At 71.6% G+C, this 20,752-nt stretch carries 22 protein-coding genes; 10 read left to right on the top strand and 12 right to left on the bottom strand.

Features of this window, described 5'->3' with window-relative positions; genetic code table 11:
* Positions 1–51: 51 nt before the first annotated feature.
* The 3 genes from paaC to paaA are packed head-to-tail and all read right to left on the bottom strand — an operon-like array spanning position 52 to position 2,324.
* Positions 52–888, bottom strand: coding sequence for a 1,2-phenylacetyl-CoA epoxidase subunit PaaC (gene paaC / locus ABH940_RS29945; protein ID WP_370106686.1), 837 nt, complete (start codon positions 886–888; stop codon positions 52–54).
* A gap of 57 nt (positions 889–945) precedes the next feature.
* Entirely contained in the window at positions 946–1,275 is a 330-nt protein-coding gene (gene paaB, locus ABH940_RS29940; RefSeq protein WP_370071790.1) for a 1,2-phenylacetyl-CoA epoxidase subunit PaaB, read from the bottom strand.
* Entirely contained in the window at positions 1,272–2,324 is a 1,053-nt protein-coding gene (paaA, locus tag ABH940_RS29935) for a 1,2-phenylacetyl-CoA epoxidase subunit PaaA (protein ID WP_370071789.1), read from the bottom strand. The genes paaB and paaA overlap by 4 nt, the downstream gene beginning before the upstream one ends.
* 135 nt (positions 2,325–2,459) lie before the next feature.
* On the opposite strand from paaA, the gene ABH940_RS29930 reads away from it, so the two are divergent.
* Positions 2,460–4,640 carry a VWA domain-containing protein gene (locus ABH940_RS29930; RefSeq protein ID WP_370106685.1) on the top strand — a complete coding sequence of 727 codons (2,181 nt, stop codon included), beginning with the start codon at positions 2,460–2,462 and terminating at the stop codon, positions 4,638–4,640.
* A 13-nt stretch (positions 4,641–4,653) separates the two neighbouring features.
* Here ABH940_RS29930 and ABH940_RS29925 read toward each other — a convergent pair whose 3' ends face one another.
* Complete coding sequence (locus ABH940_RS29925) at positions 4,654–6,063, bottom strand: aminotransferase class I/II-fold pyridoxal phosphate-dependent enzyme (protein WP_370106684.1); 1,410 nt, start codon at positions 6,061–6,063, stop codon at positions 4,654–4,656.
* A 77-nt stretch (positions 6,064–6,140) separates the two neighbouring features.
* Between ABH940_RS29925 and ABH940_RS29920 the strand changes: the two genes are divergently transcribed.
* From ABH940_RS29920 to ABH940_RS29905, 4 genes are all read left to right on the top strand, one after another.
* Entirely contained in the window at positions 6,141–6,776 is a 636-nt protein-coding gene (locus ABH940_RS29920; RefSeq protein WP_370071786.1) for an FMN-binding negative transcriptional regulator, read from the top strand.
* 154 nt (positions 6,777–6,930) lie between these two features.
* Positions 6,931–8,343, top strand: coding sequence for a sugar porter family MFS transporter (locus tag ABH940_RS29915; RefSeq protein ID WP_370071841.1), 1,413 nt, complete (start codon positions 6,931–6,933; stop codon positions 8,341–8,343).
* 55 nt (positions 8,344–8,398) lie between these two features.
* Entirely contained in the window at positions 8,399–9,136 is a 738-nt protein-coding gene (locus tag ABH940_RS29910; RefSeq protein WP_370071785.1) for a hypothetical protein, read from the top strand.
* Between the two features lie 90 nt (positions 9,137–9,226).
* Positions 9,227–9,433, top strand: a complete 207-nt coding sequence (locus ABH940_RS29905; protein WP_370071784.1) for a hypothetical protein — start codon at positions 9,227–9,229, stop codon at positions 9,431–9,433.
* A gap of 22 nt (positions 9,434–9,455) precedes the next feature.
* Here ABH940_RS29905 and ABH940_RS29900 read toward each other — a convergent pair whose 3' ends face one another.
* The 3 genes from ABH940_RS29900 to ABH940_RS29890 form a co-directional block, all read right to left on the bottom strand.
* Positions 9,456–9,683, bottom strand: a complete 228-nt coding sequence (locus ABH940_RS29900; RefSeq protein WP_370071783.1) for a hypothetical protein — start codon at positions 9,681–9,683, stop codon at positions 9,456–9,458.
* Positions 9,684–9,806: 123 nt separating this feature from the next.
* A complete protein-coding gene (locus ABH940_RS29895; RefSeq protein WP_370071782.1) occupies positions 9,807–10,235 on the bottom strand; it encodes a hypothetical protein in 429 nt (142 codons plus the stop codon).
* A gap of 97 nt (positions 10,236–10,332) precedes the next feature.
* Positions 10,333–11,037, bottom strand: a complete 705-nt coding sequence (locus ABH940_RS29890; RefSeq protein ID WP_370106683.1) for a TetR/AcrR family transcriptional regulator — start codon at positions 11,035–11,037, stop codon at positions 10,333–10,335.
* Positions 11,038–11,180: 143 nt separating this feature from the next.
* Here ABH940_RS29890 and ABH940_RS29885 point away from each other — a divergent pair, with 143 nt between their 5' ends.
* Complete coding sequence (locus ABH940_RS29885; protein WP_370071780.1) at positions 11,181–12,404, top strand: saccharopine dehydrogenase family protein; 1,224 nt, start codon at positions 11,181–11,183, stop codon at positions 12,402–12,404.
* Between the two features lie 48 nt (positions 12,405–12,452).
* Here the strand turns inward: ABH940_RS29885 and ABH940_RS29880 are convergent, their stop codons facing one another.
* On the bottom strand, positions 12,453–13,865 hold the full coding sequence (locus tag ABH940_RS29880) for a ricin-type beta-trefoil lectin domain protein (protein ID WP_370071779.1): 1,413 nt from the start codon (positions 13,863–13,865) through the stop codon (positions 12,453–12,455).
* Between the two features lie 368 nt (positions 13,866–14,233).
* On the opposite strand from ABH940_RS29880, the gene ABH940_RS29875 reads away from it, so the two are divergent.
* Entirely contained in the window at positions 14,234–16,087 is a 1,854-nt protein-coding gene (locus ABH940_RS29875; RefSeq protein ID WP_370071778.1) for a ricin-type beta-trefoil lectin domain protein, read from the top strand.
* Between the two features lie 55 nt (positions 16,088–16,142).
* On the opposite strand, the gene ABH940_RS29870 is transcribed toward ABH940_RS29875, so the two are convergent.
* A complete protein-coding gene (locus ABH940_RS29870; protein WP_370071777.1) occupies positions 16,143–16,349 on the bottom strand; it encodes a hypothetical protein in 207 nt (68 codons plus the stop codon).
* A 104-nt stretch (positions 16,350–16,453) separates the two neighbouring features.
* Here ABH940_RS29870 and ABH940_RS29865 point away from each other — a divergent pair, with 104 nt between their 5' ends.
* A complete protein-coding gene (locus tag ABH940_RS29865; RefSeq protein WP_370071776.1) occupies positions 16,454–16,663 on the top strand; it encodes an antitoxin in 210 nt (69 codons plus the stop codon).
* 90 nt (positions 16,664–16,753) lie between these two features.
* Here ABH940_RS29865 and ABH940_RS29860 read toward each other — a convergent pair whose 3' ends face one another.
* A complete protein-coding gene (locus tag ABH940_RS29860) occupies positions 16,754–17,266 on the bottom strand; it encodes a Clp protease N-terminal domain-containing protein (protein WP_370071775.1) in 513 nt (170 codons plus the stop codon).
* Positions 17,267–17,692: 426 nt separating this feature from the next.
* Here ABH940_RS29860 and ABH940_RS29855 point away from each other — a divergent pair, with 426 nt between their 5' ends.
* A complete protein-coding gene (locus ABH940_RS29855; protein ID WP_370071840.1) occupies positions 17,693–18,208 on the top strand; it encodes an HAD domain-containing protein in 516 nt (171 codons plus the stop codon).
* Between the two features lie 25 nt (positions 18,209–18,233).
* Here the strand turns inward: ABH940_RS29855 and ABH940_RS29850 are convergent, their stop codons facing one another.
* Positions 18,234–18,878, bottom strand: coding sequence for a PadR family transcriptional regulator (locus ABH940_RS29850; protein WP_370071774.1), 645 nt, complete (start codon positions 18,876–18,878; stop codon positions 18,234–18,236).
* A 149-nt stretch (positions 18,879–19,027) separates the two neighbouring features.
* Between ABH940_RS29850 and ABH940_RS29845 the strand changes: the two genes are divergently transcribed.
* Positions 19,028–19,906: a PhzF family phenazine biosynthesis protein gene (locus ABH940_RS29845; RefSeq protein WP_370106682.1), complete on the top strand. Its 879-nt coding sequence runs from the start codon at positions 19,028–19,030 to the stop codon at positions 19,904–19,906.
* Here ABH940_RS29845 and ABH940_RS29840 read toward each other — a convergent pair.
* Positions 19,887–20,687, bottom strand: coding sequence for a CPBP family intramembrane glutamic endopeptidase (locus ABH940_RS29840; RefSeq protein WP_370071772.1), 801 nt, complete (start codon positions 20,685–20,687; stop codon positions 19,887–19,889). The genes ABH940_RS29845 and ABH940_RS29840 overlap by 20 nt on opposite strands.
* Between the last annotated feature and the right edge of the window lie 65 nt (positions 20,688–20,752).

Genomic DNA, 20,752 nt, shown 5'->3' with positions numbered 1-20,752 from the left:
GGGGCGACAGAGGTGTCGGGGGCGTCGCGGGCGTCAGAGGTGTCACTGTGTTCACCAGATCGCCTCCGGGTCGGACCGCGCCACGCCCTGGAGTTCGGCGAGGAGTTCGGTGAGGTGCTCGGTGTGCTCACCGGAACGGCCGGACACCGCCGGGACCGTGGCGTCCTCACCCGGCGCGTCGAGCCGCGCGGCTGCGAGGACCTCCGCCAGCACCGCCTCGACCTCGTTGCGCGTCTCCGGCGCGGCGGCATGGAGCTCGGCGCGGTAGGGCCAGAGTTCGGCCAGCGCGGCGCCGGTACGGCGCGCGGACTCGTCGGTGCCGTCGCCGAGCCGGACCACCCACTGGGCGGCGTGGTCGCGGTGGTACGTCAGCTCGCTGACACCCTTGTGGGCGACGGCGGCGAGCACCGGGTCCGCGTGGCCGATGAGCTGCTGCAGCTGGGCCAGCCGCCAGCTGGAGAGCAGCAGCAGCTTGACCACGCAGTGCGCGAAGTCGCCGTTCGGGACCTCGGCCAGCAGCACGTTGCGGAACTCGCCAGGGTCGCGCAGGTAGGCGAGCGCGTCCTCGTCGCGGCCCTTCCCCTCGGCCTGTCCGGCGCGGGCGTAGAGCAGCCGGGCCTGGCCGAGCAGGTCCAGGCCGATGTTGGCGAGCGCGACCTCCTCCTCCAACTCCGGTGCCAGGGTGACCCACTCCGCCAGTCGCTGCGCGGCCACCAGCGCGTCGTCGGCGAGGGCCAGGCAGAGCGCGGCCAGCTCGTCGGCGTCCACGCCGGCGGGCAGCGTGGTGTCGACGCCGTGCAGCGGGTCCTCGAACCCGGTGCCGAAGGCCCAGCGGGTGTCGTCCCCGTGCTCCTCGGCGAGCGAGAGGTAGACGTGGTCGTCGGTCACGCGAGGGCTCCTACGTGGGTGCGGGTGGACCAGTTGTGTCGGACCGGATGTGGGGGATCAGATGTGCGGGACGTCGTCGGGGATGGCGTAGAAGGTCGGGTGACGGTAGACCTTGTCGCCGCTGGGCGAGAAGAACGGGTCCTTCTCGTCCGGGGTGGAGGCGGTGATGGCCTCGGAGCGGACCACCCAGATCGAGACGCCCTCGTTGCGGCGGGTGTAGAGGTCGCGGGCGTTGGTCAGCGCCATCCGCTCGTCGGCGGCGTGGAGCGAGCCGACATGGACGTGGTTGAGGCCGCGCTTGCCGCGCACGAAGACCTCGTACAGGGGCCAACTCCCCTGCGGGGCCTGGGGAGTCTGCGGGGCCTGCGGAGACTCGGGGCTGCTCATGCGGCCGTTCCTTCCTGGTTCTGCTGCGTGTCGGCGGCGCGTGCCTCGGCACCGCGTGCTTCGGCCGCGCGGGCCTGCTGCTTGGCTGCGTGGGCGAGGGCGGCCTCGCGTACCCAGGCGCCGTCCTCGTGGGCCTGACGGCGCCGGGTGATCCGCTGCTCGTTGCAGGGGCCGTCACCCTTGATCACCCGCATCAGCTCGTCGAAGTCGGGCGTGCCGAAGTCGTGCGAGCCGCGCTCCGCGTTCCAGCGCAGCTCCGGGTCGGGGAGCGTGACGCCGAGCTTCTCCGCCTGAGGCACCGTCATGTCGACGAAGCGCTCCCGCAGTTCGTCGTTGCTGTGGCGCTTGATCCGCCAGGCCATGGACTGGGCGCTGTTGGGCGAGTCGGTGTCCGGCGGGCCGAACATCATCAGCGAGGGCCACCACCAGCGGTCCACGGCGTCCTGCACCTGGGCGCGCTGGGCGGCACTGCCGGACATCATGGTCAGCAGCAACTCGTAGCCCTGGCGCTGGTGGAAGGACTCCTCCTTGCAGATCCGGACCATCGAGCGGGCGTAGGGACCGTAGCTGGAGCGGCAGAGCGGCACCTGGTTGCAGATGGCCGCGCCGTCGACGAACCAGCCGATCACGCCGACGTCGGCGAAGCTCAGCGTCGGGTAGTTGAAGATCGAGGAGTACTTCTGCCGCCCGTTGAGCAGCCGCTCGGTCAGCTCGGCGCGGTCGATGCCGAGCGTCTCGGCGGCGGAGTAGAGGTAGAGCCCGTGTCCGGCCTCGTCCTGGACCTTGGCGAAGAGGATCGCCTTGCGCCGCAGCGAGGGGGCCTTGGTGATCCACTCCCCCTCCGGCTGCATGCCGATGATCTCGGAGTGGGCGTGCTGGGCGATCTGCCGCACCAGCGTCGCGCGGTAGCCGTCCGGCATCCAGTCGCGCGGTTCGATGCGGTGGTCGTGCGCGATGGTCGCGTCGAAGTGCGCGGAGAGCTCGGCGAGGTCGGCCGGCTCGGTGGCGCCCTCGCCGCCGGTCGCCGGTGCCACGTGGGTGCTGCTCATGTCTGCATGCCCCTCCGGGATCAGGTACTACCACCAGACTACCGAACGGTCGGTCGGGTCACAAGACCGCTTCGGCCCGCGACGGCACTTCGGCAAAGCCCTTGCTGTCCACACCACAACGGGCAGGATGAGCGCATGACGGCGATGAGCAAGGGCGCGAACGCCCCGATCCCCACCACAGAGCTATCGGCGGAGGTCAGCTGGAGCAAGGGCGCGGGCGTCCCGGACGTCGACGTCTCCGCTCTGCTGCTGGACTCGTCCGGCAAGGTCCGCTCGGACGAGGACTTCGTCTTCTACAACCAGCCGAACCACCCCTCGGGCGCGGTCCGGCACGCGGGCGACGGGGTTCGCGTCGCCCTCGGCTCGGTCGAGCCGGGCATCGACCGGATCGTGGTCGCCGCCTCCGCCGACGGCGGCACCTTCGGGCGGGTCCCGGGCCTGACGCTGCGCGTCCTCGGCCCGGACGGGAGCGAGGCCCTGCGCTTCGACATCGCCTCCGCGACGACGGAGACCGCGTTCGTCTTCGGCGAGTTCTACCGGCGCGCCGGCGCTTGGAAGTTCCGGGCGGTGGGCCAGGGTTACGACACCGGCCTGGCCGGGCTGGCGACGGACTACGGCATCTCGGTCGACGAGGACGCGGCGGCTGCACCGGCACCGGCACCGGCGTCGCCACCCGCCTCGCCCCCGACCCCCGCTGCCGCCGCGCACCCGCACGGGGTGGACCCGCGCCTGCCCGCTGCGGCGGCTCCGGCTGCCGCAGCGGCTCCCGCCCCCACGCCGCCGGCCCCGGCCCCAGCGCCCGCCCCCGCTCCGGCAGTTGCTCCGGCAGCCGCGCAGCACGCGCCCGCCGCCCCGGAGGGCTTCGGCCCGCCGCCGGTCGCTTCGCCGCCGCCCCAGCCGTACCCCGCGCCCGCCGCTCCGCCCTCGCCGCCCGCGCCGTCCGACCCGAACCTGGGCACGCCCGGCACCGCTCCGCCCGCGCCCGCGATCTTCGGCGGAGGCGGACACGTCGAGCCAGGACTGCAGAACCTGCCGCCGCTCGAACAGGCTCCGCCCGCACCGTCGGTCTTCGGCGCCGGGGCTCCGAACGCACCCCTCCCCCCGCAAGGGCAAGGACCGGTGTCGGGACAGGGACCGATGCAGGGCAACATGCCCGGCTTCGCCGTGTACCCGACTCCCGCCGACCCCAACGGGCCTGCCGCCTTCGGCGGCGCACCCGTGCAGGCCGGCTACGGCCCGGCCGACCCGGGCCCGCAGCAGCAGCCCCCGCAGGGCTTCCCCCAGCCCTACCCTCAGGACCCTTACCAGCAACAGCAGTTCCAACAACCGCAGTACCAGCAGCAGCCGTACCAGCCCGGCTTCGGCGGGTCGGGCGGACAGGGCGCACAGGGCGGCCAGAGCGGACCGGGTGCCGCGGCCGGTCCGGGTGATCCGGGTGGCGGGCCGGGCAGCAGCGCCGTCAGCCTGAAGAAGCAGAAGCTCATCTCCCTGGAGAAGTCCCTGGCCGACCAGGGCGACCACCAACTGCTCGACCTCACCAAGAAGGCTGCCGTCAGCCTGGAGAAGCGCGGTCTGGGCGAGCACACCGCCCGCGTCGCGCTCTGCCTGGACATCTCCGGTTCGATGCACAAGCTCTACCGCACCGGCAAGGTGCAGGCGCTGGTCGAGCGCGTGCTCGCGCTGGGGATGCGCTTCGACGACAACAGCGAGATCGACGTCTTCCTCTTCGGCTCGCGCGGCCATGTGGCGGGCACCGTCAGCGTCGGGTCCTACCAGGGATGGGTCCAGCGGATGCTGAACCAGTACCCGCTGGAGGGCGGCACGGACTACGCGGGCGCGATCCGGCTGATCCGCGAGCAGTACTTCGGCAGCTCGGACCTGCGCAACGCGCCGCTCGCCGACCAACAGCCGGTCTACGTGATGTTCCTGACGGATGGTCACACCACCAGCGAGCAGCAGACCCGTGCCCAGGTGACCGCGTCCAGCTACGAGCCGCTGTTCTGGCAGTTCATGGGCATCGGCCGGTCCTCCCGCTCGGTGGACGCGCCCACGCAGCACCAGATCGCGCCGCAGCCCTCGCACGGGCTCTTCGGCAAGCGCTCGCGCCAGCCACGGGTCGACAACTGGGGCACCGGCACCTTCCGGTTCCTGGAGGAGCTGGACGACCTGCCCGACCGCTTCCTCGACAACGCCAACTTCTTCGCCGTCGAGGACCCGCAGAACGTCGGCGACGAGCAGCTGTTCGAGCTGATGATGAGCGAGTACCCCGGCTGGCTCCAGCAGGCCCGCAGCCGCGGCATGCTGCCGCCCGCCTGATCCACCTCGACAGCTACACCCCGCGCGTCAGGTGGGGGCGGCGGTGCAGGACGTGGGCGACGTCGTCGGCGAGGCGCGAGCAGTCGGCGACGTCGAGCGTGGAGACGGTGATCCGGACCCCGGGCGGGGTGTCGAGGCGGAAGCGCGCGCCCGGGGCCACCGCCCAGCCGCGCTGCAGCAGCCCGGCGACGGCCGCGGTCTCGTCGGGGACCGGCACCCAGACGCACAGCCCGCTGCGTCCGTGTGCCGTGACGCCGCGCTCGGCCAGCGCGGCGAGCAGCGCGTCGCGCCGACGCCGGTAGGACGCGACGCCGGAGGCCGGGTCGTAGGACTGCCAGAGCGCGGCGGCGGTGCGCTGGAGCAGGTGGCTGACCCAGCCCGCGCCGAGTCGCTGCCGCCCGCGGATCCGGGCGACCGTGTCCGGGTCGCCGGTGAGCACGGCGACGCGCAGGTCGGGGCCCAGGGACTTGGCCGCCGAGCGGACCACGGCCCAGTGCCGGACCGTGGGTGTCCCGCTCTCCGCCGTCCCGACGTTGTCCGCCGTCCCGCCGTCCGCCGCCCCGACGTCGTCCAGCCCCCGCGCACCGATCGCCAGCGTGCGGTAGTCGCCGTCGACGATGCCGTGGCCGTGGTCGTCCTCGACCAGCAGCACGTCAGGGTGCCCGGCCAGCAGCGGACGCAGCTCGGCGGCGCGGTGAGCGCCGAGGGCGGCGCCGGTCGGGTTCTGGGCGCGCGCGGTGAGGACGACGGCGCGGACGCCCGCGTCGAGCGCCGCGCGCAGGCCTGCGACGGTCGGTCCGTCGTCGTCGACGGGCATCGGGACCGGACGCAGACCGAGCGCGGGCAGCAGGTCGAAGAGGCTCCCCCACCCCGGGTCCTCGACCGCGACCGCGTCGCCAGGCCGCAGCCACGCCTGGAAGAGCCGCTCCTGCGCGTCGAGCGAGCCGGAGAAGACGCCGAGCGCGTCCACCGGAAGGCCGTCGTCCGCGAAGGAACGGCGGGTCAGCTCCAGCAGCAGCGGGTCGAACTCGGGGCCGCCGTACCGTCCGGCCGCCGGGTCCGTGCCGTGACCGGCGGCGGCGAGCGCCGCGGCGGGGTCGGGCAGCAGCCGGGCGTCGGGGTTGCCGTCGGCGAGGTCCCGGACGCCCGCCGGGACCTCCAGCGTCCCGTAGTCGCGCGGGGCCAGCACGGGACGCGGCAGGACGCGACTACCACGCCGCCCCGCCGTCTCGATCACGCCCCGGTCGCGCAGCAACCGGTAGGCGGCGGCGACCGTGTTGGGGTTGACGCCCAGTTCGCCGGCGAGATCACGCAGCGGCGGCAGCGCGGCGCCCGGCTCCAGCGCCCCTGCGGACACCAGCGACTCGATCTCAGCGGCGATCTCAGTGGCACGACGCCCGACGATCCGATAATCTCCTAGCACAAAGAAGACTATGCACTAGTTCAATAGCGCCCGCAACCCGGCACGCCGGCACAGCACGACCTCTGGGGGTCACCGTCATGCTCATCCATCCCTGGGACCTCGCCGACGAGAAGACCTGGCGCCCCTGGCTCGCTGGGCGCGACTTCGGCACGCTGGCGGCCAACGGACCGGACGGCGAGCCGCCGATCCTGGTCCCGACCCACTTCCTCTTCGACGAAGGGGCCGGTCCGGACGGCAGCGACGAAGTCGTGCTCCACCTGGCCCGCCCGAACTCCTTCTGGGCCGCGGTCGAGGCGAGCCCCCGGGTCACCCTCGCCGTCACCGACGACTACGCGTTCATCCCCGGCACCTGGCGCGCCGCGGAGGACACCGCGCCCGAGCACGGCGTCCCGACCAGCTACTACGCCTCGGTCCACCTGATCTGCACGGCGAGTGTCGTCGACGATCCGGCCGCGAAGGCGGCGCTGATGGACCGTCAGTACGCACGCTTCCAGCCGGACGTCGCGCACGAGCCGATCGTCCCCGGCCAGGCCCCGTTCGGGAAGATGCTCTCGGCGATCAGGTTCCTGCGTCTGCGCGTCGACGAGGTGCGGGCCAAGGCCAAGTACGACGACCACAAGGACGACGCCCTCGCCGCCCGCGTCCGCACCGGGCTGACCCGGCGCGCCCGCCCGCTCGACGGCGTCGTCGCGGAGCGCCTGCGACGCGGGTAGGCGCACACCGCCGGGCAAGCAGAAACGTTGCTCCATCCGGATGATCCCGGGCGTCGGACGGCCCGTGCACCGGCCGCGCCTGCACGGCCCGGTAGATGCCGGTTCCTAGGCTGCCCCGACGGACCGTCACATCCGAGCAGCTCCGGGAGCCACACTGTCCAGCAGCCGATCGTCCACCACCTCCGCCGAAGGCCACCTCGGGCACGTCGTCTTCATCGCCGCCGCGGCGGCGATGGGCGGCTTCCTGTTCGGCTACGACAGCGCCGTGATCAACGGCGCGGTCACCGGCATCCAACACCACTTCCACGTGGGCAACGGCGAGACCTCGCTGGTGGTCTCCGCCGCGCTGCTCGGCTCGGCCGTGGGCGCGGTGAGTGCCGGCTGGCTGGCGGACCACTACGGCCGGATCAAGGTCATGCAGCTGGCTGCGCTGCTCTTCGCAGCCAGCGGTCTGGGGACCATGTTCCCGCCCAACATCGTGATGCTGGGCGTCTGGCGCGTGATCGGCGGTATCGCCATCGGCATCGCCTCGGTGGTCGCCCCCGCCTACATCGCGGAGGTCGCGCCGCCGGCGGTCCGCGGGCGGCTGGCCTCGTTCCAGCAGGCCGCGATCGTGCTGGGCATCTTCATCTCCCAGCTGATCAACTACGCGCTCAACCAGGCGGCGGGCGGCAACCCGAACGACCACCTCGGGGGCATCCAGGCGTGGCAGTGGATGCTGGGCGCGGAGACCATCCCCGCGCTGATCTACGGCCTGATGTCGCTGGCCATCCCGGAGTCGCCGCGCTACCTGATCTCCAACAACGACCTCGACCGTGCCCGCAGCGTCCTGGCCGACGTCGAGGCGCCCGGCACCGACGTCGACGCCCGGATCGCCGAGATCCAGCACGTCATGGCGACCGAGCACAAACCGCGCCTGAAAGATCTGCTGGGCGGACGCTTCGGGCTGCAGGCCATCGTCTGGATCGGCATCGGCGCGTCGGTGTTCCAGCAGTTCGTCGGCATCAACGTGATCTTCTACTACTCGTCGCTGCTGTGGCAGTCGGTGGGCATCAACGCCAGCAACTCGCTGCTGATCAGCGTCTCGACCTCGCTGGTCAACATCGTCGGCACGGTCGTCGCCGTGGTCCTTGTCGACCGCATCGGCCGCCGCCCGCTGGCCCTGGCCGGTTCGGCCGGCATGGCGGTCACCCTGGGCATGGCCGCCTGGGCCTTCTCCTACCGCGTCGGCACCGGCACCAGCGCCCATCTCGCCAACACCCAGGCGACGGTGGCCCTGGTCGCGGCGCACCTCTACGTGTTCTGCTTCGCCTTCTCCTGGGGCGTGGTGGTCTGGGTCCTGCTCGGCGAGATGTTCCCGAACAAGATCCGCGCGCTGGCCCTCTCGGTCGCCGCCTCGGCGCAGTGGCTCGCCAACTGGGCCATCACCGTGAGCTTCCCGACCATGGCGGACTGGAACCTCTCGGCGACGTACGTCATCTACGCCTGCTTCGCGGTGCTTTCCATCCCCTTCGTCTACTTCTTCATCCGCGAGACCAAGGGCAAGGCGCTGGAGGAGATGGGCTGACCTGCCCTGACCTGCCCGGCTTTGTGACCTGACGGTTCGCCGGGAGACTGTTCCGGTGACCAGGACGATGTACGACAGTGTCGACGTGGCGTCACTTCCGGCCGGGGCACCGCTGTATGCGGGTTACCTGGACGGCAGCTACGCCAACGTGCCCCAGCTGCGGGCCCGCTTCCCGCACGCCGTGATCGTGGAGATCGTGGTCTCCTCGCAGAACGACGGCGGCCACGTCCTGGACGTGGAGCAGTACGACGCCGCCCCGCAGGAGGCGCCCGGCTGGGTGCAGCGCCGCCGGGCGGCGGGCGTGGATCCGTCCGTGTACTGCAACTCGTCCACCTGGCCCTCGGTCCGCTCCGCGTTCCAGGGCCAGGGCGTGGCCGAACCGCACTATTGGATCGCCCAGTACGACGGAGACCCGGCGATCCCGGGCGGGGCGGTGGCCAAGCAGTACAACGACCTCGGCGGATACGACATCTCATCCGTGGCCGACTACTGGCCCGGTATCGACCCTCAGGAGCCCGACGTGCCCCTCTCCGAAGCCGACGCGCAGCTGGTCGCCAAGACGCTGCTGTCGACCACCATCCCGAACCAGTTCCGCAAGGACGCCGCGGGCCACCCGGTGAACACGCCGGTCAACGCGTTCTTCACCTTCGGTGACCACCACTACGACGAGCTCTCCGGGCAGCTGTCGGGGCTGACGACCCAGGTGTCGGAGCTGACCAAGCAGGTCGCGGCACTGTCGGCGGCCGTGGCCAAGCTGACCACCCCGGCCACGCCGGTCACGCCCACCGCGTGAGTTGAGTACGCGCGCCGTGAGCGCGTCCGCGCGGCATCGCCCGGACGCGCTCCGGTCGCGGGCGGCCGGGCCGCACCGCAGCCTGGATCCATGAACAACCTCACCGGTCGTGGACGCGTGACCGTTCGGGCGGAAGCCGCCCTGAAGCGCCGCGGCGTCACCGAGGAACGCGAGTACGTCACGGGCCAGATCCGGTTCGACGGGCCGTGGGTCCACGTCGAGTCGACCGAGAACGCGGGCGAGATGCGGTCCTTCCCCGCTCACAGCGTCCTCGAGGTCCGCTGGTCGCCGAACTAGGGCCTGTCCCGGACGTGAGGACTCACGGCTGGTCAGGCCGCTCGTTACGGGCACGGGCCTCCGCCGCCGCCTGGAGGGCCTGGAAGTAGGCCTGCGCGCGAGGGGCCGCCTCCAGCGCGGCCTGCTGCTCCTCGGGCGTCGCCCGCGGCAGGTTGTAGCACTCCCAGGAGCAGCGCCCGTACGGGGTCCACGGGGTCACCTCGCCGCACCCCTCACAGACCATCACGTCGACTCCCGGCGGGCCACTCATGCCGCTCACCTCGACCTTCTCGCGCTCCGCTTCGGCTCCGCTCCGCTGCACCTCAGCTCGCCGCTCACCTCTACCTTCTCGCGCTCCGCTTCGGCTCCGCTCCGCTGCACCTCAGCTCGCCGCTCAGGCTCCCGCCGCCGAGTTGAACCGGTCCAGCGCGAACCAGAGCAGCATCCCTGCGTCCACGAGCGCGATGCCGACGGCCATCAGCCCCGCCGCGACGGCGAGCCGGTCGCGCAGACGTTCCGGCAGGGCCGACACCGCGGGCAGCAGCTCCGAGCCGCCCGTGAGGTGCACCGCGAACAGCGGCAGTGCCAGCCCGACGGCCCCGGCCAGGACATGTGGCAGCAGGCCGATCCCGTGGGCGCGGGAGACGTGCAGTCCGGCGACCGTGGTCGCGAGGGCGGCGAGGAGCAGCACGCCGACCAGCACCCCCGACGCGATCCGCTGCTCCCGCTCCGCGCCGGAGGCGGGCAGCAGGGCGGGGCCACGCCCGGGGAGGCGTACCGGGAGGCGTGGGGTCTTCGGCGCGGTCGCTTCGTGCGTCGCCATGGTGGCTTCCCTTCCGGCTGCAGTCGCGCTCCGTGCGCCCATGATCACTCCGCGCCGGATCCCCCGCACCTCGGGCTGCGCCGTTCGACGGTCCCGACTACCGGGGCGTCTCCAGCTCTGCCGCGGCTGCGGCCAAGAGCAGGTCCTGCGCCGCCGGGTAGGCGCTGGCGTTCATCCGCTGCGCCAACAGGCGCGCGGTCGCGGCAATGTGCGGGTGGGTGTCCTGCGGCAGGCGGGCGTAGGTGGCCTGCCAGACCGCCTCGTCGGCGCGGCGCGCCTCCTCGGGCAGGGCCAGGGACGCGGCGTCGAGTGCGGCGAAGGCCAGGCTCTGGTCGATGAACACGTGATAGATCCGCACCGCCGCCGGATCGGCGAAACCCGCGCCGCGCAGCAGGCCGAGGACGGCCTCGTCGGCCGCGATCTCGTGCTCACGCCCGCTGACCCGGCTGGCGGCCAGCACTGCGGCCTGCGGGTGGGCCAGGTAGGCGGCGTGGATGCGCAGGCCCAGGGCGCGCAGGTCGGTCCGCCAGTCGCCGGTGGGGGCCCAGCCGGCCATCGCCCGGTGCATCAGCTCGTCGGCGATGGCCCGGGTCAGCTCGTCCATGCCGCGGAAGTACCGGTAGACCGTGCTGGCGTCGGCGCCGAGGGCCAGGCCGAGACGGCGCGCGGTCAGCCCCTGCACGCCGTGCTCGCGCAGCATCCGCAACGCGGTCTCCACGATCAGCTCGTGGGTGAGGACCGTGCCCTGCTTGGTCGGACGACGCCGCCGTCGCGCCTCGTCCGGGACCACTGGTTTTGCCATGTCGGCAAGGCTAACCCCTTATGCCAACGTGGTTGACGTTCAGTGCGTACCGGCGTTGGATCGAGACACGGCCGCTCAACCGTGATCAATCACTGCAAACCACCCTGAACTGCCGCGTAACCCGCTCTTCCGAGGAGTCCCCCATGCGTGTTCTGCTGGTCGGCGCCGGCGGTGTCGGCTCGGCGATCACCAAGATCGCTGCCCGTCGCCCCTTTCTGTCCCACATGGTCGTCGCCGACTACGACCTCGACCGCGCCCAGGCGGCCGTGGCCGCGCTCGGCGCGGACCGGGCGGTCCGCTTCAGCGCGGCCCGGCTGGACGCGACCGACCGGCCCTCGGTCGAGGCGCTGCTCCGCGCCGAGCGCTGCGACGTGCTGCTCAACGCCACCGACCCGCGCTTCGTGCTGCCGCTCTTCGAGGCGGCGCTGGCGTCGGGCGTGCACTACCTGGACATGGCGATGTCGCTGTCCCACCCGCACCCCGAGCGCCCGCACGAGCTGTGCGGGGTCAAGCTGGGCGACGACCAGTTCGCCCGCGCCGAGGCGTACGAGAGGGCGGGCCTGCTGGCCCTCGTCGGCATCGGCGTCGAGCCGGGCCTGTCGGACGTCTTCGCCCGCTACGCGGCGGACGAACTCTTCGACGAGATCGAGGAGATCGGCATCCGCGACGGCGCCAACCTGACCGTCGAGGGCTACGACTTCGCGCCGTCGTTCAGCATCTGGACCACGATCGAGGAGTGCCTCAACCCGCCCGTCGTCTACGAGGCGGACCGCGGCTGGTTCACCACCGCCCCGTTCAGCGAGCCGGAGGTCTTCGACTTCCCCGAGGGCATCGGCCCGGTCGAGTGCGTCAACGTCGAGCACGAGGAGGTGCTGCTGGTCCCGCGCTGGGTCGACGCCAAGCGGGTCACCTTCAAGTACGGCCTGGGCGACGACTTCATCGGCAAGCTCAAGACCCTGCACGCCCTCGGCCTGGACAGCACCGAGCCGCTCACCGTGCCCTCCTCGCTGGGCCCGGTCCAGGTCTCGCCGCGCGACGTGGTCGCAGCCGCGCTGCCCGACCCGGCGACGCTGGGCGAGCGGATGCACGGCAAGACCTGCGCGGGCACCTGGGTCAAGGGCGTCAAGGACGGGCAGCCCCGCGAGGTCTACTTGTACCACGTCGTCGACAACCAGTGGTCGATGCGCGAGTACGGCTCCCAGGCCGTGGTCTGGCAGACGGCGATCAACCCGGTCGTCGCGCTGGAGCTGCTGGCCACCGGCGCGTGGAAGGGCCAGGGCGTACTCGGCCCGGAGGCCTTCCCGCCCAAGCCCTTCCTCGAGCTGCTGAACGTCTACGGCTCACCGTGGGGCATCCGCGAGCAGTAGGCGGACGCGCCACGCCCGAGCCGGGGTGACACGTCAGTCACGGCATCGTCAACTCGGCAGCGTCCACTGCTGGTTGGCGGTGCCGCCGCAGTCCCAGATCTGCGCCTGGGTGCCGGGCGTGGTGGACCAGTTGGTGTCGTCCAGGCACCTGCCTGACTGCGGGTTCAGCAGGGAGCCGTTGGTCTGCGGGACCCAGACCTGGGCGCCGGTGCCGTTGCAGTCGTAGAGGTCAACCGTGGTGCCGTTGGCGGTTCCGCCGCTGTTGACGTCCAGGCACTTGCCCAGCACCTGAAGGGTGTTGCCCGAGCCGACCGTCCACTGCTGCGCGGCGCTGCCGTTGCACGTGTAGACCTGGACCGGGTTGAAGTTCGCCGTCGACGCCGACCGGTCGTCCAGACACAGGCCGCCGTAGCCCGTGATCTGTCCGGTGGACCCGCCACCGCCGCCGGAGGTGCTGCCGGTGAGGGCGTTGAAGGTGGAGGCGAACTGGTAGGGGTTCTGACTTGTGCCGCTGCAGGTGTCGGAGAGGGTGCCGTCGCTGGCGCACGCCTGGTCCCGACCGAGGGCCCAGTAGGAGAGCTCCTGGACGCCGTTGGTCTGCGCGAAGCTCTCGAGCGTTGCGGCGTCGCCGGTGGTGAAGACCTCGTTGGTGGAGTCGTTGACGCCGATCATCGGCGTGTTGCCCTCCATGGCCCACAGTTGCGCCGACGTCTTGCTCGGCCAGATCTGGCCGAGCTGGCTGTACAGGCCCTGTGCGGCGCTGACGGCGGCCTGTCCCATCTCCTCGTTGGGCCCGTAGTCCATGGTCATGATGTTGACCAGGTTGACGTTCAGTCCATGGCTTGCCGCGTTGTCGAGCAGGCTGAGGGAGTTGGCCTCGAGGCCGGTCGGGTCGACGGGCAGGGTGTAGTCGACCGAGAGCGTGCGCCCCTGGGAGGCGTAGTAGGTCTGCAGGTTGGCCAACGCCTGGTTGCGGCGGTCGTTGGCGGCGGTGTCGTCCAGAGCCGACCCCTCGACGTCCAGGTCGATCCGGGTGAGGTTGAGCGTGTCTATGACCCGCTGGTACTGCGCCTGCAGATCCGCCACCGTGCCGCAGGCCTGGGCGAGTTCGGTGCCGGAGGCGCCGCCGAAGGAGACGATGACGTCCCCGCCCGAGGCGCGCAGCGTGTTGATCGCGCCGGTCCACCCGGCGTCGTCGATCGCGGTGGACCCGTTGAAGGTGGCGTTGCAGGTGCCGTCACTGATGACGAACGCAAGGGTGTAGTACTTCAGGCCGGTCGCGGACTCCGCCGACGCGATCGCGCCGGGCGAGTTCCAGGTCTCGACGTAGGGCGCGGCGTACTGGGCCGGGAAACCGGGGCCCGGATTGGCTGCTGCGTGGGCCGCCGGCGCGGCGAACAGCAGGGCAGAGGCGGCGGTCAGTAGGGCGGCGGCCGGTGTGCAGGCATGGCGAAGGCGCATGACGACTCCGTGGGGGTGTGGCCGGGATGTGGGGGCAGCGCGGCCGAGCGGTCGGAGTCAACTAGAGCGGCGTTGGGGCGTCAAGAGAGTCGGAGAGCGAGCGTCGCCGGCGGAGGATCACGCCAGGTTCGAAATATGCAGGTCCGTCATATCTGACCTGAGCATTCAACAAATGACCCCAAGAGGGCATCCGCCGAGATCTGCACAATCGGAATCATCGCCTCGCCTTGGGCGTCATCCCAAGCTGGCGGCGCAGGTCGTCATCAGTTCCACAGCGACCGGTCACCACTCTTGACGATGCCATGACTTCAAGAGTTCAATCACGGCACGCCCCAGTCCCATCCGCCCCCACGCGAAGGACTACGCCCATGCGGTCGAAAAGGCTGCCTGCCCTCGTTGCCGGAGTGCTCGTGGCCTCCGGACTCCTGCTCGGCACCCCCAGCGCCCACGCGGCCGGGCCGACGGTGAACATCTGGCTGACCACCACCTCCGACTCCGCCGGACGGACCGTCACCCAGGGCCTGCAGCAGCAGAGCCCGATCACGTTCTCGTCCGGCACCGGAAGTTCCGCAGCGACGGTCGACGTCGACGAGAACACCCGCTACCAGCAGTTCACCGGTGCCGGGGCCTCGTTCACCGACACCGCCGCCTGGCTGATGAACAGCAGCGGCGCACTCAGCACCGCCACCCGCAACGCGGTGATGACCAACCTCTTCGATCCCGTCAACGGCATCGGCCTGGACTTCCTGCGCAACCCCATGGGCGCCTCGGACCTGGCCCGCTACAACTACACCTACGACGACATGCCGAGCGGCCAGACCGACCCGACGCTCGCGAACTTCTCCGTCGCGCACGACCTGGTGGACGTGCTGCCCCTCACCAAGCAGGCTCAGCAGCTCAATCCGGACCTGAAGGTGATGGCCACCCCGTGGACCGCGCCGCCGTGGATGAAGGACAGCGGCGCCTACAGCCAGGGCTGGCTCCAGTCCCAGTACTACGCCGCCTACGCGCAGTACTTCGTCAAGTACATCCAGGCCTACAAGGCCCAGGGCGTGCACATCGACTACGTCTCCCCGCAGAACGAGCCCACGTGCTGCAGCGGCTACCCCTCGATGCAGTGGAACGCCAGCGGGCTGGACTACTTCACCGGCACCGACCTGCTCCCGGCCTTCCACGCCGCCGGGCTGACCACCAAGGTCCTGGCGCTGGACTGGAACTGGGACGACTACGACAACTACGCCGCACAGACCGTCAACGACGCCGCCGTGCGCAACGACCCGCTCTTCGGCGGGATCGCCTGGCACGGCTACAGCGGGGATCCCACCGAGCAGACCACCGTCCACAACGAGTACCCGAACGTGGACGCCTTCGACACCGAGCACTCCGGCGGCACCTGGATCGCGAACCAGCAGCAGGAGGACATGGAGAACATCGTCGACTACACCCGCAACTGGGGTAAGTCGGTGGTGAAGTGGTCGCTCGCGGTGGACCAGAACATGGGCCCGCACAACGGCGGCTGCGGCACCTGCACCGGACTGATCACCGTGCACAACGGGGACGCGCGCAGCGGGCAGGTGGACTACAACATCGAGTACTACGACCTCGGCCAGCTGACCAAGTTCGTCAAGCCGGGCGCCTACCGGATCGACTCGACCGCCAGCACCGCCGTGCCGAACGTGGCCTGGCTCAACCCCGACGGTTCCAAGGCGGTGGTCGCGTACAACGCCACCGGCGGCTCCGAGCCGTTCACGGTCAACTGGGGCGGCCAGCACTTCACCTACACCCTGCCCGCGCAGACCAGCGCGACGTTCACCTGGTCCGGCACCGCCCCGGCAACCCCGACCGGACAGATCACGGGCTACGGCGGCAAGTGCGTCGACGTCGCCGGCGCCAACACCGCCAACGGCACCGCGGTCCAGCTCTACGACTGCAACGGAACCGGCTCACAGCAGTGGACGGTGGCAGCCGACGGCTCGCTCCAGGCGCTCGGCAAGTGCATGGACGTCACCTCCGGCGGTACGGCCAACGGTACCCAGATCCAGCTCTACGACTGCAACGGAAGCGGCTCACAGCAGTGGCAGCCCCAGGCGAACGGCTCGCTGCTCAACCCGCAGTCCGGCCGCTGCCTGGACGCCACCGGCCCGAGCTCCGCCAACGGCACCCGGCTGCAGATCTGGGACTGCACCGGCGCGGCCAACCAGCAGTGGACGCTGCCCTCATAACCTCTCGGCCTCGGCTGACCTCTGCCGGCCCTCCGGCCTCGGCTGTTCCGACCGGTCACTCGCCAGGCCACTCCCCGGGGTGGTCCAGCCAGACGACGAGGTCCGCGGAGTACGGGTCCTCGCCGGGGTAGTCCTCCCCCATGCGCTCCTCGAACTCGCGGCGCGTCATCGGGACGTGGTGCGCGCCACGGAAGGAGACCAACCGGAACTGGTGGTCGTCCCCGAAGAGGCCGACCTGCACCGGAGGCTCGGTTTCGCTCATGGCCCCAGCGTGCGACGCGGTCGGGCGCGCCGCTACCCGAGTGGCGGCATCGGAGGCACGGGAGGAACGTGGTGCGTACCGCACACCGGGAGGAGAAATCCGCCATGAGCGTTATCGACAAGGTCAAGGGCCTGCTGCACGGTCACGAGAGCCAGGCCTCCAAGGGCGTGGACAAGGCCGGCGACATGATCGACCAGAAGACCGGCGGCAAGTACCAGAGCCAGGTCGACACGGCACAGAACCAGGCCAAGAAGCAGATGGGCGCCGACGGCCAGGCACCGGAGCCTCCCGTCGACGGCGGCCAGTCGGCCTGATTGCCGCGCACAGCCCGCGCGCCGGAGTCCGGCGCGCGGGCTGTGCGCGGCTTGCGCCCCGGTTGCGCACGGGTTCCGGCGCCGGCGTCGTCACCAGGCGGTACGCTCCGCGGCCGCCTGGGTGCGGCAGCGCTGGACCACCGCGGCGGGGTCGATCGCGGCGCCCCGCAGGATCTCGGCGGCGCGTGAGTCCGGGAGTGCCGCCACCTCGGCGAGGAGGTCGAGCACCGTGCCGGAGGCGCGACGTACCGCGCGATCCAGCGCCTCCGCGGCGGGCACGCTCCAGGCGAGTCCGGCCGAGCGCTCGGACTCGCGGTCGGCCGCGCCCTCACCCAGGCGCCAGAGGCGCCCGAAGCCGATGCTGCGCTGGACCAGGTAACCCATCAGCCGGGTGGCCTGGACCGGCATCGGCGCGGCCACGCCGAGCACCGAGTCGTCCGACTCCAGCAGCGCGTGCAGCAGGTGGCCGGTGTCCACCTCCGGGTCCCCGGCGCGCAGCGCCCGTCGGCGCGCCCGCGCAGCGACCGCCGCGAGCGGCCCGACCGGCTGCGGCTGCTCACGGTGCGCGGCGGAAGGCGCACTCCGCCGAGGGTCTACTGGCACAGGGATCCACCCACGGTCGAACGGGGAGAGCCGGACACGAACAGGGAAAGCCGGACAGAGGCAGAGCCGGACAGGGACACGGTCGCGGGCGCGCGGACCGGTGGGGCCGCGCGGCGGCAGAGGTGCACGCCGGTCGGTCCTGCGGTACCCCGGCAGTCTGCTGCGCAGGGTGACCATTCGTCAACCCACAGATACGATCTTCCCATGGTCGCGCGCAGGTCAGCGCCTGCGTTCGGGTCCGTGTTCGCCGTACGAGCTGCGGCGATGCGCCCGGGGCGAGGGTAGTGCGCCACCGGCGCGTGCATGCTGACCCCGGCGCGTGCGCCTGACGGACGCCCCCATCGGGCTGCAACCACCGGGTGTCCGCAACCGTCGAACACTGAGCGGGTCCTGTCCCGCGTCCATCTGTCCCCTGGAGCCGGAGTCCTGATCGCCGACCACGCGGAGCGCCGCCCTCGCGCGAGCGCTACGTCAACTCCCAAGCCGCTGCTGTACCTTGACATCGACGGCGTGCTCAACCCGGTCTGTCCGCACCCGGACAGCGGGTACCGCCGCCATCTGCTGCTCCGCAGCGAGGTCGAGGTGCTGCTCAGTCCCGCACACGCGGTGTGGCTGCGGGAGTTGGCCGAGGTCTACGACCTGGCCTGGGCGAGCACCTGGGAGGCGTGGGCCAACCACTGCATCGCGCCGCTGCTCGGCCTGCCCGAACTGCCGTGGGTGGCCTGCGGATCGAGCGCGGGGAGCCCGGACGGGGACTTCGCGCCCATCGTCCGGCACGCGGCGGGACGGCCGTTCGCCTGGGTGGACGACCTGATCCCGCCGCGCCTGCTCCGGCGCTACGCGCACCGCTCGGACGTTCTGTTGCTGCCGGTCGAGCCCGGTCAGGGGCTGCGTCGCGGACACGTGGACCGGCTGCTCTCCCGCCCGCCGACCGCGGTCTGACGGGACGACAGTTCGGCACGGCTGGTCAGCCTTGCCGCTCCGGACCGGTGCCGCCGCCGTCCGACGGCGCGGGGGTGGGTTCGTTGTCGGCGTCCGCGAGGATCAGGTAGAGCCGCTTGCGGGCGTCGGCCAGCACGGCGAGCGCCTTGGCGCGCTGGGCGGGGGTGCCAGTGAGGGCGACCTGCCGCAGCGCGTCCTTGAGCGCACCGCCGGCGCTGGCGAACTCGCGGACGATCTCCCAGTGTTCGCCGCGACCGGCCTCCTCCCAGGGCGCCTCGGGGCCCTGGTCGGCCTCACCGCGACCCGTCTCGGTGAGGCGGAACAGCTTCTTGCCGCCCTCCTCGTCGGTGGCGATCAGGCCTTCCTCGTCGAGCAACTGCAGCGTCGGGTAGACCGAGCCGGGACTCGGCCGCCACGACCCGCCGGAGCGCTCGGCGATCTCGCGGATCATCTCGTAGCCGTACATGGGGCGCTCCTTGAGCAGCGCCAGGATCGACGCGCGCACGTCGCCACGACGCGCACGCCCGCCGTGCCGTCCGCGCCCACGGCCGCCGCCGGGGCCACCGGGACCGAACGGGCCGGGACCGCCGCCGAAGCCGGGCGGGCCGAACTCACCGAAGGCGGGGCGGCCGGAACGGGCACGGGGATCAAAGGGGTGTCGGGATCGCATGATCGTTCTCCTTGCATGGATGTGGATCGACAGTCTTACGACTGTCTCGATGCATCAACGATATATCGGTAACTGTCGTTCGGCAATCCCTTTCGAACGAGAGCGGAGCGGGCACGCGCTCGCTCGTCAGCGGGGCATAGCCTGCGATCATGAGGATCCGGATCATCGACGCCTTCACCGACGAACCCTTCGCGGGGAACCCCGCCGCCGTCTGCCTGCTGCCGCCGGGACCGTGGCCGGACGAGCGCTGGATGCGGCGCGTGGCCACCGAGTTGAACCTCTCCGAGACGGCCTTCGCCCGCCCGCTGGAGGGCGCCGAAAGGGACGCGAGCGCCGCGGACTGGGCGCTGCGCTGGTTCACGCCCGCCGTGGAGGTGGGCCTGTGCGGGCACGCCACGCTCGCCACCGTGCACGCGCTGGCCCAGGACGGGCGGCTGTCGGAGGGTGGCCGGGTCGCGTTCGCCTCGATGCGGAGCGGGGTGCTGCGTGCCGAGACGGCGGCCGACGGCGCGATCACGCTCGACTTCCCTGCCAACCCGACCACCCCGGGCACCGCCCCGGAGGGGCTGACGGAGGCGCTCGGCGGAGCGTCATGGCTCGGCGTGCACACCACGGGCGCCCTCGGCGACCTCCTGGTCGAGCTGGCGACCGAGGCCGAGGTACGGGACCTGCACCCGCACCACACCCGACTGGAGACGCTGGACGTGCCGCGCGGCGTGATCGTCACCGCGCCCGCCGAGGCCCCGGAGGCGTCGGGCTACGCGGTGGTCTCGCGCTGGTTCGGGGTGAGTGTCGACGTGGGCGAGGACCCGGTGACGGGCAGCGCGCACACCGCGCTCGGCCCGTTCTGGGCGGCTGCGGAGCGGCTGGGGCGCGCGGAGTTCGCCGCCCGGCAGGTCTCGCCGCGCGGCGGCACCGTGCGGGTGCGCGTCGACGGCGACCGGGTGCTCCTGACCGGCCGCGCGGTCACCGTCCTGGACGGAACCCTGGCTGCGAGGGCAGGAGAGGTCAGGTCGGCAGCCAGCTGACGTGCCCGGCCAGGAGCACGTAGCCGACGAAGGCGACCGAGTCGATCAGCGTGTGGGCGATCGCCAGCGGCGTGACCCGGCGCCAACGGCGGTACAGGTAACAGAAGATCACGCCCATCACCACGTTGCCGAAGAACCCGCCGACGCCCTGGTAGAGGTGGTACGACCCGCGCAGCAGCGCGCTCGCCGCGACCGCCGCCGGCCAGCTCCAGCCGAGCTGGCCGAGGCGGCGCAGCAGGTAGCCGACGACGATGACCTCCTCGACGACGGCGTTCTGCGCGGCGGAGAGGATCAGCACCGGGATCCGCCACCACACGTCCGGCAGCGTGCTCGGCACCACCGTCAGGTTCGCCCCGGAGGCCCGCGCGCCCAGGTAGAGGAGCAGGCCGGAGCCGCCGATGCAGGCGGCGACGACCGCGCCCTTGCCGAGGTCGCTCCACTTGCGGGTGAGGTCGAAGCCCAGCGCCCGGATCGAGGACCGCTCGCGGAGCAGCAGGTAGGCCACCAGTGCCACCGGAACGAGTGCGGTGACGATGTCGAAAAGGTGCCAACTCAGGTCCAGCCAGGGCCGTCCGGGCGTGATGGTGCCGTTCAGGGTCGCCTGCTGCGACTTGAGCGAGACCGGCGCGGTGACCGAACCGAGGAAGCTGATCACCGCGCTGACACCACTCGCGCCCAGCGAGAGCGCGAGGACCAGGATCAGCTCCTGCCCCAGCAGGCGGCGAGTGAACGGCGCCGGCGAGGGCAGGGCGTCCAGCGTGTCGGTGTCGGTCGTGCTCACGTGTGCGGCTCCGGGCGTGCGTCCGACAGTGCGGTCGGCCCGATCATCCCACAGCGCGATTTGTG

Origin of the sequence: Streptacidiphilus sp. BW17, assembly GCF_041262485.1 — a bacterium.
In the GTDB taxonomy this organism is placed as follows: Bacteria; Actinomycetota; Actinomycetes; order Streptomycetales; family Streptomycetaceae; genus Streptacidiphilus.
This window is presented reverse-complemented; position numbering and strand designations above follow the sequence as displayed.